The organism is Cryobacterium sp. CG_9.6 (assembly GCF_029893365.1).
Taxonomy (GTDB): Bacteria; Actinomycetota; Actinomycetes; order Actinomycetales; family Microbacteriaceae; genus Cryobacterium.
Window position 1 is genome coordinate 883,633 of record NZ_JARXUZ010000001.1, and the last position, 16,266, is coordinate 899,898.

The window sequence follows — 16,266 nt, forward strand, 5'->3', positions numbered from 1 at the left end:
TCACGCGGCGTTCATGGGGGCCACCCTCGCCGGATACCTGGCCGTCGTACTCTCTGGGAGGTCGCGCGCGTACGGCGCTGCGACTACGTCCCAACGGAGGAACCTTGTCCATGAAACGCACGTTGACGCTCACTTTGGCTGCTGCGGCAGCCCTCACGCTTGCGCTCTCCGCGTGCTCGAGTGCCCCGGCTCCCGTTGCTGGCGGTGTCGATGCCGCAACGGCCACGAGTCTCACCGCTTTTGGCGAGCTGGCCGACCTCGAGGCCGCGGCCGAGGCTGAGGGAACCCTCAACGTGATTGCACTGCCCCGTGACTGGGCCAACTACGGTGCCATTCTCGACGCTTTCAGCGCGAAGTACCCCGACATCACCATCAACGAGGCGTCACCGGACGGATCGAGCGCCGAAGAGATCGCGGCCGCCAAGAACCTGCAGGGGCAGGACACCGCCCCCGACGTCTTCGACCTGGGTCTCGCCGTGGCCGCGGCCAATACCGACATGTTTGCGCCCTACCAGGTGGCCACGTGGTCGGAGATTCCCGACGCTCTCAAGGAAGCCAGCGGACTCTACACGGGTGACTACGGCGGCTACATGGCGGTCGGCTATGACCCCGATGCCGTGCCCGCCCCCGAGAAACTCTCTGATCTGCTGGGAAGCGACTACAAGGGCAAGGTCGCGATCAATGGTGACCCCACTCAGGCCGGTGCGGCCTTCGCCGCGGTGGGCCTCGCGAGTGTGCAGAACGGTGGATCCGTAGATGACTTTCAGCCCGGAATTGACTTCTTCTCCGATCTGAATGAGGCCGGAAACTTTTTGAAGGTTGACCCGACCCCGGCCACCATCGCGTCGGGAGAGACACCGGTTGTCTTCGACTGGGACTACCTCAACGTGAGTTACGGCACACAGCTTGAGGGTCAGCGGAACTGGAAGGTTGTCGTGTTCCCCGGTACCGGGTACGCCGGTTACTACAACCAGGCCGTGAGCAAGGATGCCCCGCACCCGGCAGCTGCTCGCCTCTGGCAGGAATTCCTCTACAGCGACGAGGGCCAGAACCTGTGGCTCGCTGGAGGCGCTCGCCCGGCCCGTGCCGAGGCCATGGAAACCGCCGGAACCATCGACACCGCGCTGTTCGATGCCCTCCCACAGACACCGGAGACCACGGTCGTGCCCACCGAGGCTCAAGCAGCCGCGGCCGCAACCCTGCTCGGTGAAAAGTGGGCGGCAGCTGTCCAGTAGTTTCCGTGCAACGGCAGCAGCCCTCGGGCTGCTGCCGTTCGCGGTTTATGTGCTGCTTTTTCTTGCCGTTCCCACCCTGATCGCGGTCGGGTCGGGTTTCGTCGACACCAACGGTGAGTTCACGCTCGCCACCGTGGCCGCACTGGGGGATCCCGTGGTGCTCGCCACCTTCGCCAGTTCCTTCTGGCTCTCGGCACTCACCGCCATCGTGGGCGCGGTGGTCGGAGCCATTGCCTGTTATGCCTTGCTTGGCCTGCGGCCCGACGGGCCACTGCGCGTCATGGTCGACTCACTCAGCGGCGTGCTGGCGCAATTTGGTGGCGTAATGCTCGCCTTTGCCTTCGTTGCCACCATCGGCATCCAGGGCATGATCACCGTCTACCTCCGCGACACCTTCGGGGTGAACCTCTTTGAGAACGGCGTGTGGCTCTACGAGACGCCGGGCCTCATTCTTCCCTACATCTACTTTCAGGTACCACTCATGATCATTACGTTCATGCCTGCCCTGCAATCGCTCAAACCGCAGTGGGCCGAAGCGAACGCCACCCTCGGCGGGGGAACGAGAAGCTATTGGTTGCACATCGCCTTCCCGGTACTGGCACCCTCCTTCCTCGGCAGCCTGCTGTTGCTCTTTGCCAACGCGTTTTCGTCGTACGCGACCGCTGCGGCGCTGGTGAGTCAGGGATCGCAAATCGTCCCGTTACAGATTCGAGCAGCGCTCACGAGTGAGACTCTGCTGGGTCGGTCGAATTTGGCCGGAGCGCTGGCGCTGGGAATGATCGTGGTGATGGCGATTGTGATGACCGGATATTCTCTGCTGCAGTCTCGAGCAGCCAGGTGGCAGCGATGAGCGGCGGCCTGCGGATCACGGGCGGAGTTGCGCACGCACCGTCTCGCGTGACCCGCACAGTGCTCCTCGGCACCATTGGGCTGGTCTTTGCCGTGCCGATTGTGGCCATGATCGAATTCACCTTGCGCGCCGGACTTGACGGCGGCCACGATGGAAGCCGTTGGATCGCACTGTTCCAGAACGGGTTCACGGGGGTCTACCGAACCGTTCTCGTGGGGCTCGGTAACTCGGTCACCCTCGCTATCGGCACGGTCGCCCTGGTGTTGCTTCTACTGGTGCCCACCATGCTGCTCGTTCACATTCGGTTTCCGCGCCTGCGTCGTGTGCTCGAGCTGATCTGCATTCTGCCCATCAGTATTCCAGCGATCGTGCTCGTCGTCGGTCTCGCCCCCGTGTACTCGACCGTTGCCCGCGTCTTTGGCAGTGGCGTGTGGACACTTGCTTTTGCCTACGGCATCACGGTGTTGCCGTTCGCGTACCGGGCTATTCAATCCAACCTTGATGGCGTCGACGTGAAGACCCTCAGTGAGGCCGCCCGCACGCTCGGTGCGAGTTGGGGCACCACACTCGTGCGCGTGCTTGTGCCGAACCTCCGCCGGGGAATTTTGGCGGGAGCCTTCATCGCGGTTGCGGTGGTTCTCGGCGAGTTCACCATTGCCTCTCTCCTCAATCGTGTCAACCTGCAAACCACACTCGTCGTTGTCAGCAAGACCGACCCGTACGCGGCGGTGATTCTGTCCCTGCTCGCCCTCGCGTTTGCGTTCCTGCTGCTGCTCGTGATCGGCCGACTCGGCGCCGCACCTCGTCATTCACGAAAGCCCCGTCCTCGGAAAGGCACCACCTCATGACCACCGCACCCGCCACTGTTCAGACGAGTCGCCCGGCCCAACCGGGCACTGTCGTGGAATTCACCGGTGTCGTGAAGAATTACGCCGGGCATCAGGCGCTCGCCGGGTTTGATCTTACGCTCCACGCGGGTGAATTCGTTGCGCTACTGGGTCCGAGCGGCAGCGGAAAGACCACGGCACTGCGAGTTCTGGCCGGCCTCGAATCGGTCGATGGTGGCAGCATCACGATCAACGGCGAGGACGTGTCGGTGCTGCCCACCAGCAAGCGGGACATGGGAATGGTTTTCCAGTCTTACTCACTCTTTCCGCACCTGAACGCCGGCCAGAATGTGGAATTCGGCCTGCGCATGCGCGGAATCAAGCCCGCCGAGCGTCGGGACCGCGCCCAAGCGGCCCTGGAACTGGTGGGGCTGCACGAGCATTTTGCACGATTCGCGCACGAACTCTCGGGTGGTCAGCAGCAGCGCGTGGCATTGGCCCGGGCGCTCGTGACCGAGCCGCGCGTGCTGCTGCTCGATGAGCCGCTCTCGGCACTCGATGCCAAGGTTCGTGTTGCGCTTCGCGAGGAGATCCGCCGCATTCAGACCAGTCTCGGCATCACCACGCTCTTCGTGACCCATGACCAGGACGAGGCACTTGCCGTGGCGGACCGGGTGGCTGTGATGCGGGCCGGAATGATCGAACAGGTGGGAACGCCGGAAGAACTCTACAGTCGACCGGCGAGCCCTTTCGTGGCCAACTTTGTGGGGCTTAGCAATCGGGTGAGCGGTGCGGTGCGTAACGGATGTGCCGAGGTCTTCGGCTTAAGGCTTCCGCTTCTCGATCCGGCGCACCCGGACGGTCCCGCCATGATCTCGGTTCGTCCGGAGGACATCGAATTTTGCGATGGTGGGCTCGCGGGCACGGTCGAAAGCTCAAGCTTTCTCGGCTCGCTGCGGCGCACAACGGTGCGCCTCGCCGACGGTGCCGTCGTGTTTCTTCAGCATGCCGCCAGCGTGCGGCCGGGCATCGGCGAACAGGTATTTCTCAGGTTAACCGGAGCTCCCGTGTCTGTCGAAGCCGCTACAGCGCAGGCCGATCTAGAATAATCGGGTGACGGAATCTACGGGCAAATCGAGCACAGGCAAACGGGTCATTCTGCGCACTCGGGTGGAGGCGGAAGCGTCGCTCCCGCCGGTGTCCCCGCCCCCGTTTAACGGGGTCGACGAGAACATCCCACCCGGCATTCGACTGGCCGGAGCATGGTCGTGGCGACTGATCGTGATTGCGGCCGCACTTGCCGTTCTCATCTTCCTTATTATTCAGCTGCGGCTCATCGTGATTCCGCTTTTGGTCGCTGTTCTGGTCTCGGCGCTTCTCGTGCCTTTCGTGGGGTTTCTGCAGCGACACCGCTGGCCCAAGGGGCTGGCCGTTGCCACAGCCATGCTCGGCACGCTCGTGATCGTTGCCGGGTTGATCACGTTGGCCACCACGCAGATCGCGGATGGAACGGCGGGCTTGAGTGCTCGGCTCTCGGAAACGTATAACAATTTCCGGGGCTTTTTGTCCGGAGCGCCGCTCAATCTCAGCGAGACGGACATTAACCGTTACCTGGAGCAGGGGTGGACGGCAATTCAGAACGATAGCCAGGTGTTCATCAGCGGTGCACTCTCGGTCGGAACCACCGTTGGGCATCTGCTCACCGGTTTACTGCTGGCACTTTTCAGCCTGCTGTTCATCCTCATCGATGGCAAGACCATCTGGGCCTGGATTGTGCGGCTGTTCCCGAGGCGAGCCCAGCTCGCGGTGAACGGCGCCGGCGTCGCGGGCTGGACCACTCTCGGTAATTTCGCCAAGGTGCAGATTCTGGTGGCGTCCATCGATGCTGTCGGCATCGGACTCGGTGCCGCGCTGCTCGGAGTCCCCATGGCCATTCCGATCGGGATCCTGGTGTTTCTCGGCTCCTTCATTCCCATCATCGGCGCCGTAGCGACCGGAATTGTGGCCGTGGTGATTGCGCTGTTCTTCAACAGCTGGGTGACCGCGCTACTCATGCTGGGCGTCGTTCTCCTGGTGCAGCAGGTGGAAGGCCACGTTCTGCAGCCGCTCATCATGGGAACGGCGGTCAAGGTGCATCCGCTCGGCGTGGTTCTGGTCGTTGCGGCGGGTGCGCTGCTCGCCGGGATTCCGGGCGCTCTGTTCGCGGTCCCCATCGCAGCGGTGATAAATGTAATGACGTCGTATTTGGCAGGGGGAAGTTGGCGGGAGGGTGCAGACTTGACTCAGGCCACGACGGGCTCTACTTTGTGGCGCACGGTTCCACGGCGGCCCGGTTACCGACAGCGCTCGATTCAGATCAACCACGGAAAGCACTGACATGACAGAACTGACTCTCGCCGGACCAACACTCGCCGACTTTGAGGCCGCACGACTGGTCGTGTCGCGGGTGGCTGACGTCACCCCCATGGAAAGCTCCCGCCACCTCGCCGACCTGCTCGGCGCGCCCGTGCACCTCAAGTGTGAAAACCTGCAGCGCACCGGCTCCTATAAGATTCGGGGTGCCTACAATCGGCTCTCCAAGCTCACGGCCGAGGAACGATCGCACGGCGTCGTTGCGGCCTCAGCGGGAAACCATGCCCAGGGCGTTGCGTTCGCGGCGCGGGAGCTCGGCATTAAGGCCACCATCTTCATGCCGGTCGGGGTGGCGTTGCCCAAGTTGCAGGCCACTCGGGCCTATGGAGCAGATGTCGTTCTGCGCGGTAATACCGTAGCCGAACCGCTCGTGGCTGCGGCGGAGTATGCGCGCACAACGGGCGCCATCCTGATCCCCCCCTTTGATCACGAGGACGTTGTGGCTGGGCAAGGAACGGTGGGGCTCGAAATTCTTGACCAGGTGCCCGATGTGGAGACCGTGGTGGTCCCCATTGGTGGAGGCGGCCTCATCTCTGGTGTGGCGAGCGTTCTGAAGCAGACGGCAGCGCGCGAGGGTCGACGCATTCGGGTGATCGGGGTTCAGGCAGAAAATGCCGCCGCCTACCCTCCGTCCCTCGCGGCGGGTGAGCCGATTGTCATCAGCATGCTTCCGACCATCTCCGACGGCATTGCTGTCGCCAAGCCCGGAATGCTCAATTTCGCCATCATCCGCGACGTTGTGGACGAGGTTGTCACGGTGAGCGAGGACGACACGGCGCGGGCGCTGCTCGTTCTTCTGGAGCGCGCCAAGCTGGTGGTTGAACCTGCTGGAGCGGTTGCTGTTGCGGCCATCCTGGCCGGAAAGGTGAGCGCGACGGGTCCGACCGTGGCGATTCTGTCAGGCGGCAACATTGATCCGCTGCTCATGCAGCGTGTCATCAGCCACGGCCTCGCGGCATCCGGTCGCTACCTCACTCTGCGCATCATGCTTCCGGACCGTCCCGGCCAGCTGGCCCGGGTTTCAGAACTCTTGGCACAGGTGCACGCGAACGTCGTCGAAGTGCTGCATACCCGTCACGGTGTGGGCCTGCAGATCAGTCAGGTGGAACTGGACGTGAGCGTGGAAACTCGCGGGCCGGAGCACCGCGAGCAGGTCGTGGCGGTGCTGCGCGAAGCGGGCTTCAACCCGCAGCTTGACTAACGGCGGGGCACACGGGCACAGCGAAGCGGCCGGTAGAATCGTGAGATTCGGTCGGCCGCTTTCGGTGTGAAACGGGACATCTGCCCGGCGGGGATTAGCCCGTGAAGGTCTCGACGTTGGAGATTTCCACGGCAATCGACTTGCCGCTCGGTGTCGTGTACGTGGTCGAGCCGCCCACCTTCAGGCCAAGAATTGCAGCTCCGAGGGGGCTCTGCTCACTGAAGACGTCCAGGTCGCTGCTGCCGCCGATTTCTCGACTGCCGATCAAGAATCGGCTCACGTCGCCCGCGATGGTGGCCGTGATCACCGTTCCGGGCACGACAACACCCGTGCTTTCGGGAGCCTGGCCCACCTCGGCGTGCCGGAGCAGAACGACGAGGGTGCGTATGCGCGCCTCCATCTTGCCCTGCTCCTCTTTGGCGGCGTGGTAACCGGCGTTCTCCTTGAGATCGCCCTCTTCCCGCGCCGACTCAATCTTCTTTGCAATGTCGTCGCGCCCGAGGGTGCTCAGGTTAGCTAGTTCCGCAGCCAGACGGTCGTGGGCTGCCTGAGTAAGCCAGGTGACCGTTGTGTCGGTAGTCACGGTTCATCTCCTTCATTGAGCTTGGGTGCACGTCGCCCAACCCGCGGGTTGTGAGGTGCGCAGATATAGTCGTCGCCCCAACGAAGTCAGGGCGAATATCCCATTTTAGGTCAGCCAGCACTGGTAAATCAAACCGGTGTTGCTTAGATCGGTGGTGCGAAGCACCTGCGTGAACGAGCGGGTGTACAGGTCAGAGGGGGGAATGTCGACGACCTTCCACCCCACCACGGTGAAGGACTCGTTGAGGGCCTGCACCGCACAGCTGGCCGTGGAGTTGGCCGGCATCGACACCTCAAACGTCACGCTGATGCTGTGATCGTCAATGATGCTGTGGCGAGTGTCGCGCGCTTCGATTTTTTCCGAGGCACCGTCAAGCCCGGTCCAGACCACCCACGCCACCAGCACAATGGCGAAGATTCCGCCGAGCCCCCAGAGCAACCTCGCGTCCCGGGTGCGTGAGGCGCGCGTTCGGCCGTATCTGTTCTCCAGAACGGTGCTTTCTGGCTGCACCGCAACGGACGCTGCCGGCTTAGAGGACACTGGCGATTTCACACTCCCGGATCAACGATTAGGCTAGAACCTAAGGTTATCCGGCATTCCTGAGGAGTATGGTGACGCTACGACTTTTGGCAGTGCACGCACATCCCGACGACGAGTCGAGCAAGGGTGCGGCGACGTACGCGTATTACAGCAGTATCGGTGCTGAAGTGCTCATTGTGAGCTGCACGGGTGGCGAGCGCGGCAGCATCCTGAACCCCGCGTTGGCCGATCACGCCATGGCGGAACGCGATCTGTCGGGGCTTCGCCGCCTCGAGATGCAGCAGGCCCAGGAGCACCTGGGTGTGCAACACCGCTGGCTGGGTTTTGTCGACTCGGGAATGGACGAGGACGGTTCCGTGCCGGCGAGCTCTTTTGCGGGCATTCCCCTTGAGTTCGAAACCGAACCACTCGTGAACATCATTCGGGAGTTTCGGCCGCAGGTTCTGGTCACCTACGACGAAAAGGGCGGGTATCCGCATCCGGATCACATTCGCACCCACGAAGTGTCGCTGGCGGCCTACCGTGCGGCTGCCGACCCCGAGCAGTTTCCGTCGAGTGGTGAGGCCTGGCAGATCGACAAGCTCTACTACGACCGCATCTTCAACCTCGAGCGCATCGACGCCATGTACCTCGAACTGAGTGTGGCCGAACCGGATTCGCCACTTCTCGAACCGCTGAGCGCGGCCCGGGAACGTCTGGAGGATTACCCCAAGTTGGCAACGTCTCACATCCCCGTCGGTGACTTCCTGGAGACACGAGACGCCGCTCTGCGTGCGCACGCGAGTCAGGTGTCTCCCGACAGCAGCTTCTTCTTTTGGCCGAACCACCTGGTGCGCAAGGCCTGGCCCTTCGAAGATTTCCAGCTCATTGAATCGAAAGTAGAAACCACAATGCCTGAATCCGATCTTTTCGCCGGAGTGGAGCGCACACAGTGACCCCCCTTGCTGTTCAGCTCGGTTTTCTGTTTGCTACCCCCGCGCCGATTGAGGTTGACCCCAACACGGTGACTCCCGGTGTGGTGGGCTTCTTTGCGATCGCCTTCGTGGCCGTCGCCGTCATCTTGCTGGGACTGGACATGGTTCGTCGTATCCGTCGCACGCAGTACCGGGAAGAGATCAAGGCCCGACTCGCTGTAGAGCTCGCTGAGCGGGACACGGATAAGACCGACTAGATAGCCGCGGTCCTCCTGCTCAACGCTATGGGTAGAGCGGGTGGGTCGCGATCATGGTAATCGCCACAAAGTGGCAGAGGAAGGCAATCACTGTGAGCGCGTGAAAGATCTCGTGGAAGCCGAAGACGCCGGGCACCGGGTTGGGCTTCTTCAACGCGTAAATCACTGCGCCGATGGTGTAGCAGAGGCCTCCCACGAGGATGAGCGTCATCATCAGGGCGTTGGCGGCAAAGAAGTCGGCGATGAAGATGAGTGCACCGTAGCTGAGGAGTAGGTACAGCGGCACGTAGAGCCAGCGCGGCGCGTGAATCCAGAAGACTCGGAACGCGATACCGAGGATGGCACCGGTCCAGACAATCATCAGCAGCAGGGTCGATTTCTCCGGCGGTAGCGCCAGCACGGTGATGGGCGTGTACGAACCAGCAATCAGAAGAAAGATATTCGCGTGATCAATGCGTTTGAGGACGATCCGCGTGCGGGGCTGCCAATTGAACCGGTGGTACAGCGCCGAATTACCAAATAGCAGCATCGAGGTGAGCACGAAGACCGCCGAACTCCAGGTGGCGGTAGGCCCGTCGGCGACAATGAGCAGAATGATTCCGGCAACAATGGTCACGGGAAATATTCCGGTATGAATCCAGCCGCGCCACGTGGGTTTGACGTCTTCCGGATGAGTATCGGCGGCGTCTAGTAGCGGCAGATTGGGGATGTCGTGCTCTGTTGCCATGCTGCCAGACTACGACAATCGCTCCGGCCGCTGCGAAGTTTCGGCCGGAAGGGACTAGCGTAACTGTGTGCAGAAACGCCAGCCTCCTTCGTTCCGCGGACTCCTTTACGGTTTATACCAGCGTCGACTGCGCCGTGGCCTCACCCCGGATCAGATGCCCCAACACGTTGCCATGATCATTGACGGTAACCGTCGATGGGCGCGACAGCTCGGCTTTGAATCGGCCGCCCACGGACACCGTGCGGGCGCCGCAAAGATGCGCGAGTTCCTCGAATGGTGCGATGATCTCGGCATTTCGGTGGTCACCCTGTACCTGTTGTCTTCTGACAACCTCACCCAGCGGCCGAGCGATGAACTCGCCGACCTGATCGAGATCATTGCGGAGCTGGCCGAAGAACTCTCTCACTACCGCAACTGGCGCGTTCAGCAGGTGGGGTCCTCCCTGGGGCTTCCGGAGCCGCTGACGGCCGCTCTGAACGGCGCTCAGGCCCGCACAGCAGGCCATAACGGGCTCCACATCAACCTCGCCGTGGGCTACGGTGGCCGCACCGAAATCACAGACGCCATGCGCAGCATCGTGAAGGCGCATCACGCTCAGGGTGGCAGCCTCGAAGACCTTGCGGAGACCCTGACCCCCGAGCTGATCGGCCAGCATCTCTACACCGGCGGTCAGCCCGATCCCGACCTCGTGATTCGTACCTCCGGCGAGCAGCGGCTGAGCGACTTCATGCTGTGGCAGAGTGCGCACAGCGAGTTCTACTTCGTTGAGGCGCTCGGTCCAGATCTGCGGCAGGTTGACTTTCTGCGTGCTCTGCGCGACTTCGCCAAGCGTCAACGCCGATTCGGCAGCTGAGCCACCCGACACCCCCTCGTTGACCCCGCCGTGGGTCCCTGATCGAAAGGCGCGCGCATGACCGCTCTCACTCGTTTCACGGCCGGTTTCACCGAGGAACCCGGCTACCTGGACTACGCGAGCGTGGGCCCCGTGTCCGCAGCCGTGGCCGCCGAAATGCTCGGGCAAGCCGAAGTGCTCGGTCGTGCCCGTTTTGGCAGTCTGGACCACCTCCGCGACCAGGACATGCTCACCAGAGAGGCCGTTGCCCGCACCATCAGCTTTCGCCCAGACCAGATCGCGCTCCAGCCCAACACCACCTCGGGAATCATGCACGCCATGTTTGGGCTCACGGGCGGAGTGCTCCTGTCTGCGGGTGACGACCCGAGCTTGCCCTTCGCGGCGGTGCGAGCAGCGGAGGCGCTGCGGGTCGTGTCCCCGACATGGCTGCACATGCCGGGTAACCGGGTGACCCCGGGCCGGATCAAAGACCAGCTCACGCCCGAAATCAGCGCGGTGTCGGTGTGTCTGGTGGATTCACGCACGGGTCACCGTGTTGACCTGGAGGGCATCCGGCAGGTCATTGGTGAGCGGATGCTGTTCGTTGACGCGGATCAGGGTTTCGGGGTGGTCGATGCGCCGTATGAACTGGCGGACGTGGTTGCGTCCGGAGGACAGAAGTGGACTCGGGCCGGGTGGGGGACTGGATTTCTCGCGCTCAGCGACCGCGCCGCCGACCGACTGGTTCCGGTGTTTTCCGGTTACGCCGGAACCGATGTCGATGACCCCTTCGACGAGGTGACTTCGCCCAGCCCGGGCGCGCGAGCCTTTCGGGTGGCAGACGGGGACCCGTTCGCCGAGGCCCGCTTCCAGACAGCGCTCGAGGAACTTCACCCGGTGGGCGTCGCCGCGATTGCTGGCGCCGTGGCCGAGAACGTGACAACGCTGATCGATCTGGCTGATGAGTTTGCCATCCCGGTGATATCGCCTCGCGACGAACACGAACGGGCCGGTATTGTCGTGCTTGAGCCACCGGCCGAACAGCTCACGCTGCTGCAGGCGAGCCTCCACAACCATGGCGTGAGCGTGACCACCAGAGGTGGAACGATTCGATTGAGTGTGCATGCACATCTCCAGGTCGACACCATCGATATGCTTCGTGGCGCGTTTACGTCGTATTCAACCGCCGCAACCTACTGACATCTGGCTGCCTTCGCTACCCAATAGGTGAACGTCTGGTTTCGAAGTGGCGTGTCGTATTCCCTTTCTTGGCGGAGAGCCGTACGGTCAGTGACATCAGATATGAGATCTGATCGAGACGGCCACCCGCACGGCTCGAAAAATGCTCGTGGCCGCTCGCCAGGTAAGAACGCGTCGTTTCAGGCGCATGGTGGGAGTGGTTATGATCGCTAATCGAACCGAGTTCCAGTCTTCTGACCGCGTGGTAGACACCACCGAGCAATCCGAGCGCACGTACGTGCTTGATACCTCGGTTTTACTCAGCGACCCGAAGGCGATCTTCCGCTTTGCCGAGCACGCAGTCGTGCTGCCCGTTGTGGTCATCTCGGAGTTGGAATCCAAACGCAACGACCCCGAGATCGGCTACTTTGCCCGGCAGGCTCTGCGCAATCTGGACGACCTGCGCCTCAAGCACGAACGTCTTGACTTTCCGATTCCGGTCGGGGAGGGCGGTACACTGCGAGTGGAGCTGAACCATTCCAACATGTCGGTTCTGCCCTCGGGCATGCAGCTCGGCGATAACGATTCCCGCATTCTTGCCGTGGCCCTCAACCTCGCGAAGGAGGGGGTGACGGTCACGGTTGTGTCGAAAGACCTACCGCTGCGCGTGAAAGCAGCCTCGCTCGGTCTCGCAGCGGACGAGTACCGTCACGAGCTTGCGGTTGACTCCGGCTGGACCGGAATGGACGAGATCACCCTCGCGTCCAACCAGATCAGCGAGCTGTACGACCAGGAGTCGTTGCAAACTCGCCTCGTGCAGGACATGCCCATCAACACCGGCCTCGTGATTCACTCCGAGCGTGGGTCTGCACTCGGACGCGTCACCGGCAAGGGCGAGCTCAAGCTCGTGCGCGGTGATCGTGAACTCTTCGGTTTGCACGGCCGCTCGGCCGAGCAGCGCCTCGCCATCGATCTGCTGCTGGACCCGTCGATCGGCATCCTCTCGCTCGGCGGCCGGGCGGGAACGGGTAAGAGCGCCCTCGCCCTGTGTGCCGGGCTGGAGGCGGTGCTCGAGCGGCAGCAGTACCGCAAGATCATGGTTTTCCGCCCGCTCTACGCGGTGGGTGGACAGGAACTGGGGTTCCTGCCGGGTGATCAGAGCGAAAAGATGGGACCGTGGGGTCAGGCAGTGTTTGACACCCTGGGCGCTCTAGTCTCGGAGAACGTTTTGGAGGAGGTGATGGAACGGGGAATCCTGGAGGTGCTTCCGCTCACGCACATCCGGGGGCGCTCACTCCACGATGCCTTCGTGATCGTAGACGAAGCCCAGTCTTTGGAACGCAACGTCTTGCTCACAGTGCTCAGCCGCATCGGGCAGAACTCCCGTGTCGTGCTCACGCACGATGTTGCGCAGCGCGACAATCTGCGCGTGGGCCGATTCGACGGCGTGGCGTCCGTGATCGAGACGCTCAAGGGACATCCGCTCTTTGCCCACATGACGCTCACCCGCTCCGAGCGCAGTGCCATTGCGGCTCTTGTCACCGAGATGCTGGAGGGTAACGAGATCACCTAAACCCTGGCGGCACACAGCAATGCCGAGGGGACCTTATGGGGTCACCTCGGCATTGTCGTTGGTGTCGAGGCTACCGAGCCTGCGGCGGGCGGGTCATGCTGAGCACATCCAGAGCGGTGTCGAGCTGCTCGAGGGTGACCTCGCCGCGCTCCACGAAGCCGAGGGCGATGACGCTCTCGCGCACGGTCAGGCCTTCGGCCACCGCCTTCTTGGCCACCTTCGCGGCGGCTTCGTAACCGATAACCCGGTTGAGCGGCGTCACGATGGCCGGGGACTTCTCGGCGAGAGCACGGGCGTGCTCCACGTTGGCTTCAAGGCCGTCAATGGTCTTGTCCGCGAGCACGCGTGTGGCGTTGGAGAGCAGGCGGATGGACTCGAGCAGAGCGGTACCCATCACGGGGATGGCCACGTTCAGCTCGAACGAGCCGGACGCACCGGACCAGGCGATGGTGGCGTCGTTACCGATCACTCGTGAGCACACCATGAGCACGGCTTCGGGAATGACCGGGTTGACCTTACCGGGCATGATCGAGGATCCGGGCTGCAGGTCGGGGATATTGATTTCGCCAAAGCCCGTGTTCGGGCCCGAACCCATCCAGCGCAGGTCGTTGCAGATCTTGGTGAGGCTCACCGCAATGGTGCGGAGGGCGCCGGATGCGTCGACGAGGCCATCACGGTTGGCCTGCGCCTCAAAGTGGTTGCGCGCCTCCGTGATGGGAAGCTCCGTCTCGGCCACGAGCAGTTCGATGACGAGCTGCGGGAACCCGGCCGGCGTGTTGATGCCGGTACCCACGGCCGTTCCGCCGAGCGGGACCTCGGCGACGCGGGGGAGGGCGGTGCGGATGCGCTCGATACCCAGACGCACCTGGCGGGCATAGCCGCCGAACTCCTGGCCGAGGGTGACCGGGGTGGCATCCATCAGGTGGGTGCGGCCGGCCTTGACCGCTTCTTTCCACAGCTCGGCCTTGGCCTCAAGCGATACCGCGAGGTGATCGAGCGACGGAATGAGTTCGTCGATGAGCGCGCTCGTGACGGCGATGTGCACGGAGGTGGGGAAGACGTCATTGGACGACTGGCTGGCGTTCACGTGGTCGTTCGGGTGAACCGGGCGGCCGAGACTGCGGGTGGCGAGGGTTGCAATGACCTCGTTCATGTTCATGTTCGACGAGGTGCCGCTGCCGGTCTGGTACACGTCGATGGGAAACTCAGTGTCGTAGACGCCGGTGACAACCTCGTCGGCGGCGGTCGCAATTGCTTCGGCAATCTCCTGGTCGAGAACACCCAGTTGGGCGTTGGCCAGTGCTGCGGACTTCTTGATGCGTGCGAGTGCCGCAATTTGGGCCGACTCCAGCGTCGAGCCTGAGATGGGGAAATTTTCGACGGCGCGCTGCGTCTGGGCGCCAAAAAGGGCGTTCTGCGGAACGCGCACCTCGCCCATCGTGTCGTGTTCGATCCGGTAGCCGGCGTTTACGGAGGTGTCCACCACTGTATGCATTACCTTTCGGTGCTCATTGAGTTTGGTGCTGTGCGCTTCGGTGCGCAGGTCGTGGCGTCGGCCGCCTGGATCGATCTGGTCGATCAGATGACGCCGACGATGATGTGCGGGTCGGCAGTGCCGACGAGCAGCCGGTAATTTGCGCCGACGATAGCCAATGTACCTTCTGCAATGGCCGCGCTGATAACCTCGGAGCGCTCCAGGAGCTCAGCCACCGTGTCGCGAAGGTGCTCACGCCCCACAATTCCGGCATCGATGCTGGCCGGGTCGATGAACGTGGTGGGGGTCGATCCCGTCGTTGCTGCGCTTACCCGGCGGACCGCCGGCACGATTTTTTCGATGATGCTGTGGATGTGCGCGGGGAGTAGTGGGGCGTTTTCGGTCAGGGAATCGATGGCGGCACTCACGGCACCGCACTTGTCGTGGCCGAGCACCACAATGAGCGGGACGTGCAGCACCTCCACGGCGTATTCGAGCGAGCCCAGAACGGAATCCGAGATGATCTGCCCGGCGTTACGCACCACGAACAGGTCACCCAGCCCCTGGTCGAAGATCAGCTCGGCGGCGAGCCGGGAGTCACTGCACCCAAACAGGGCCGCGTGGGGTGTCTGCTGCATCGTCAGTTCGGCCCGGCGGTCAACGTCTTGGCGGTGCCTCGGGGTGCCCGCGACGAAGCGTTCGTTTCCGTCTCGCATCTCGGCCCAGGCAGCGGGGGGTGTCAGTCGATCGGGCATGGAACCGAGCAGCTCTTTCACTTGTTGTCGGCGATGGACGGGGCCATGGCGCGGGCCAGGACCTCAAAATCGTCGTTGGAGGCCGTACCAATCAGCAAATAGGTGCTCGATCCCGCGGTGGTCACGAGGGCTTCGTCGAAATTACCGCGGTCGGCTGCAGGCGCCGGATTCTCGTACACATCCCAGGTGATTCCGTCGATCTGCACGGTGTCGACCGGGGCCTGAGACTGCAGCTGCTGCGCAAGCCAGGTGGGGTTGGCGTCAATGGCCTGACTGAACCCAATGAACTGCTGTTCCGGTGTGATGAGGCCCACGTACCAGGTGGACACCGTGTCATTGGTGCGCCATTCGGCGGCATTAGCCGACCATCCGTCGGGCAGAACCGGCACCACGAGCGGGTCAGTGACACTCGGCTGCAGCTGTGCAGCCACGGCCGGGACGTCGATGGAACGGTCAATCGGATTGTCGTTGCGAGGTACGAGCAGCACCAGGAAAACCACGGCACCAACGGTGACCAGAAGGGACAGCACCAGGTTGTTCACGGTTTTGCGCGAGCGGTACTTGCGGGAGTTCTCCGCCTTGCGGTCGGCGGTCTCCAGCGGGGTCTCTGGGCGACCGAGCTCGGCGACGATGCGGGGCTTCTTGCCCGGTTTGCTCACTTGCTGCCGTCGCTCGTGTCGGCTGCGGCCAGCTGACCGGAGCGCGCGGCGTCGAGGCGAGCCTTCGCGCCAATCAGCCAGTCTTCGCAGCGCTGGGCCAGTGCTTCCCCGCGCTCCCAGAGGGAGAGGGACTCCTCCAGGGTGTTCGACCCCTGTTCGAGCTGGTTCACGACGCGAATCAGCTCGTCGCGGGCCTGCTCGTAGCTGAGCTCCTGAAAGCTGGTGTCTTCTGCCGGCTGGGTCATGGC

Annotated in this window: 18 protein-coding genes; 11 read left to right on the top strand and 7 right to left on the bottom strand. The window is 63.0% G+C overall.

The window, feature by feature from the left end; translation table 11 throughout:
• Positions 1–110 precede the first annotated feature (110 nt).
• From H4V99_RS04030 to ilvA, 6 genes are read left to right on the top strand one after another with little or no spacing between them, the layout of a single operon-like run.
• The gene (locus tag H4V99_RS04030; RefSeq protein WP_280675759.1) at positions 111–1,235 is read left to right on the top strand and encodes an extracellular solute-binding protein; all 1,125 of its coding nucleotides are present in this window, start codon (positions 111–113) and stop codon (positions 1,233–1,235) included.
• Positions 1,207–2,085, top strand: a complete 879-nt coding sequence (locus H4V99_RS04035) for an ABC transporter permease (RefSeq protein WP_280675761.1) — start codon at positions 1,207–1,209, stop codon at positions 2,083–2,085. The genes H4V99_RS04030 and H4V99_RS04035 overlap by 29 nt, the downstream gene beginning before the upstream one ends.
• Positions 2,082–2,933: an ABC transporter permease subunit gene (locus H4V99_RS04040; protein ID WP_280675763.1), complete on the top strand. Its 852-nt coding sequence runs from the start codon at positions 2,082–2,084 to the stop codon at positions 2,931–2,933. Before H4V99_RS04035 ends, H4V99_RS04040 begins: the two co-directional genes overlap by 4 nt.
• A complete protein-coding gene (locus H4V99_RS04045) occupies positions 2,930–4,021 on the top strand; it encodes an ABC transporter ATP-binding protein (protein ID WP_280675765.1) in 1,092 nt (363 codons plus the stop codon). The genes H4V99_RS04040 and H4V99_RS04045 overlap by 4 nt, the downstream gene beginning before the upstream one ends.
• A gap of 4 nt (positions 4,022–4,025) precedes the next feature.
• Positions 4,026–5,288 carry an AI-2E family transporter gene (locus H4V99_RS04050; protein WP_280675766.1) on the top strand — a complete coding sequence of 421 codons (1,263 nt, stop codon included), beginning with the start codon at positions 4,026–4,028 and terminating at the stop codon, positions 5,286–5,288.
• A 1-nt stretch (position 5,289) separates the two neighbouring features.
• Entirely contained in the window at positions 5,290–6,525 is a 1,236-nt protein-coding gene (ilvA, locus tag H4V99_RS04055) for a threonine ammonia-lyase (RefSeq protein WP_280675767.1), read from the top strand.
• A 94-nt stretch (positions 6,526–6,619) separates the two neighbouring features.
• On the opposite strand, the gene greA is transcribed toward ilvA, so the two are convergent.
• Together greA and H4V99_RS04065 are read right to left on the bottom strand one after the other, a co-directional pair.
• On the bottom strand, positions 6,620–7,108 hold the full coding sequence (gene greA, locus H4V99_RS04060; RefSeq protein ID WP_280675768.1) for a transcription elongation factor GreA: 489 nt from the start codon (positions 7,106–7,108) through the stop codon (positions 6,620–6,622).
• Between the two features lie 105 nt (positions 7,109–7,213).
• Positions 7,214–7,648 carry a DUF4307 domain-containing protein gene (locus H4V99_RS04065; RefSeq protein ID WP_280675769.1) on the bottom strand — a complete coding sequence of 145 codons (435 nt, stop codon included), beginning with the start codon at positions 7,646–7,648 and terminating at the stop codon, positions 7,214–7,216.
• 68 nt (positions 7,649–7,716) lie between these two features.
• Here H4V99_RS04065 and mca point away from each other — a divergent pair, with 68 nt between their 5' ends.
• Both mca and H4V99_RS04075 read left to right on the top strand, forming a co-directional pair.
• Positions 7,717–8,583: a mycothiol conjugate amidase Mca gene (gene mca / locus H4V99_RS04070; protein ID WP_280675770.1), complete on the top strand. Its 867-nt coding sequence runs from the start codon at positions 7,717–7,719 to the stop codon at positions 8,581–8,583.
• Positions 8,580–8,819 carry a hypothetical protein gene (locus H4V99_RS04075; RefSeq protein WP_280680164.1) on the top strand — a complete coding sequence of 80 codons (240 nt, stop codon included), beginning with the start codon at positions 8,580–8,582 and terminating at the stop codon, positions 8,817–8,819. The genes mca and H4V99_RS04075 overlap by 4 nt, the downstream gene beginning before the upstream one ends.
• A gap of 25 nt (positions 8,820–8,844) precedes the next feature.
• Here H4V99_RS04075 and H4V99_RS04080 read toward each other — a convergent pair whose 3' ends face one another.
• Positions 8,845–9,546 carry a hemolysin III family protein gene (locus tag H4V99_RS04080; RefSeq protein WP_280675771.1) on the bottom strand — a complete coding sequence of 234 codons (702 nt, stop codon included), beginning with the start codon at positions 9,544–9,546 and terminating at the stop codon, positions 8,845–8,847.
• A 67-nt stretch (positions 9,547–9,613) separates the two neighbouring features.
• On the opposite strand from H4V99_RS04080, the gene H4V99_RS04085 reads away from it, so the two are divergent.
• The 3 genes from H4V99_RS04085 to H4V99_RS04095 all read left to right on the top strand — a co-directional run bounded on the left by H4V99_RS04085 (position 9,614) and on the right by H4V99_RS04095 (position 13,130).
• On the top strand, positions 9,614–10,399 hold the full coding sequence (locus tag H4V99_RS04085; protein ID WP_280675773.1) for an isoprenyl transferase: 786 nt from the start codon (positions 9,614–9,616) through the stop codon (positions 10,397–10,399).
• A 57-nt stretch (positions 10,400–10,456) separates the two neighbouring features.
• Positions 10,457–11,578 carry an aminotransferase class V-fold PLP-dependent enzyme gene (locus H4V99_RS04090; protein WP_280675775.1) on the top strand — a complete coding sequence of 374 codons (1,122 nt, stop codon included), beginning with the start codon at positions 10,457–10,459 and terminating at the stop codon, positions 11,576–11,578.
• 202 nt (positions 11,579–11,780) lie between these two features.
• On the top strand, positions 11,781–13,130 hold the full coding sequence (locus H4V99_RS04095) for a PhoH family protein (protein ID WP_280675777.1): 1,350 nt from the start codon (positions 11,781–11,783) through the stop codon (positions 13,128–13,130).
• A gap of 70 nt (positions 13,131–13,200) precedes the next feature.
• Here H4V99_RS04095 and H4V99_RS04100 read toward each other — a convergent pair whose 3' ends face one another.
• The 4 genes from H4V99_RS04100 to H4V99_RS04115 form a co-directional block, all read right to left on the bottom strand.
• Entirely contained in the window at positions 13,201–14,625 is a 1,425-nt protein-coding gene (locus H4V99_RS04100) for a class II fumarate hydratase (protein ID WP_280675778.1), read from the bottom strand.
• Positions 14,626–14,708: 83 nt separating this feature from the next.
• Positions 14,709–15,359, bottom strand: a complete 651-nt coding sequence (locus tag H4V99_RS04105; RefSeq protein WP_280675780.1) for a carbonic anhydrase — start codon at positions 15,357–15,359, stop codon at positions 14,709–14,711.
• Positions 15,360–15,376: 17 nt separating this feature from the next.
• Positions 15,377–16,018: a DUF4245 domain-containing protein gene (locus H4V99_RS04110; protein ID WP_280675782.1), complete on the bottom strand. Its 642-nt coding sequence runs from the start codon at positions 16,016–16,018 to the stop codon at positions 15,377–15,379.
• Positions 16,015–16,263 (bottom strand): exodeoxyribonuclease VII small subunit, encoded by a 249-nt coding sequence (locus H4V99_RS04115; RefSeq protein ID WP_280675784.1) that lies wholly within the window; start codon positions 16,261–16,263, stop codon positions 16,015–16,017. The genes H4V99_RS04110 and H4V99_RS04115 overlap by 4 nt, the downstream gene beginning before the upstream one ends.
• Positions 16,264–16,266: the final 3 nt, after the last annotated feature.

Bases quoted from the DNA above. Each gene is read 5' to 3' on its own strand.
- H4V99_RS04090 (WP_280675775.1), top strand. From the start codon at position 10,457: ATGACCGCTCTCACTCGTTTCACGGCCGGTTTCACCGAGGAACCCGGC.
- H4V99_RS04095 (WP_280675777.1), top strand. From the start codon at position 11,781: ATGATCGCTAATCGAACCGAGTTCCAGTCTTCTGACCGCGTGGTAGAC.
- H4V99_RS04030 (WP_280675759.1), top strand. From the start codon at position 111: ATGAAACGCACGTTGACGCTCACTTTGGCTGCTGCGGCAGCCCTCACG.
- H4V99_RS04105 (WP_280675780.1), bottom strand. From the start codon at position 15,359: ATGCCCGATCGACTGACACCCCCCGCTGCCTGGGCCGAGATGCGAGAC.
- H4V99_RS04100 (WP_280675778.1), bottom strand. From the start codon at position 14,625: ATGCATACAGTGGTGGACACCTCCGTAAACGCCGGCTACCGGATCGAA.
- mca (WP_280675770.1), top strand. From the start codon at position 7,717: ATGGTGACGCTACGACTTTTGGCAGTGCACGCACATCCCGACGACGAG.
- H4V99_RS04115 (WP_280675784.1), bottom strand. From the start codon at position 16,263: ATGACCCAGCCGGCAGAAGACACCAGCTTTCAGGAGCTCAGCTACGAG.
- H4V99_RS04080 (WP_280675771.1), bottom strand. From the start codon at position 9,546: ATGGCAACAGAGCACGACATCCCCAATCTGCCGCTACTAGACGCCGCC.
- H4V99_RS04040 (WP_280675763.1), top strand. From the start codon at position 2,082: ATGAGCGGCGGCCTGCGGATCACGGGCGGAGTTGCGCACGCACCGTCT.
- ilvA (WP_280675767.1), top strand. From the start codon at position 5,290: ATGACAGAACTGACTCTCGCCGGACCAACACTCGCCGACTTTGAGGCC.
- H4V99_RS04045 (WP_280675765.1), top strand. From the start codon at position 2,930: ATGACCACCGCACCCGCCACTGTTCAGACGAGTCGCCCGGCCCAACCG.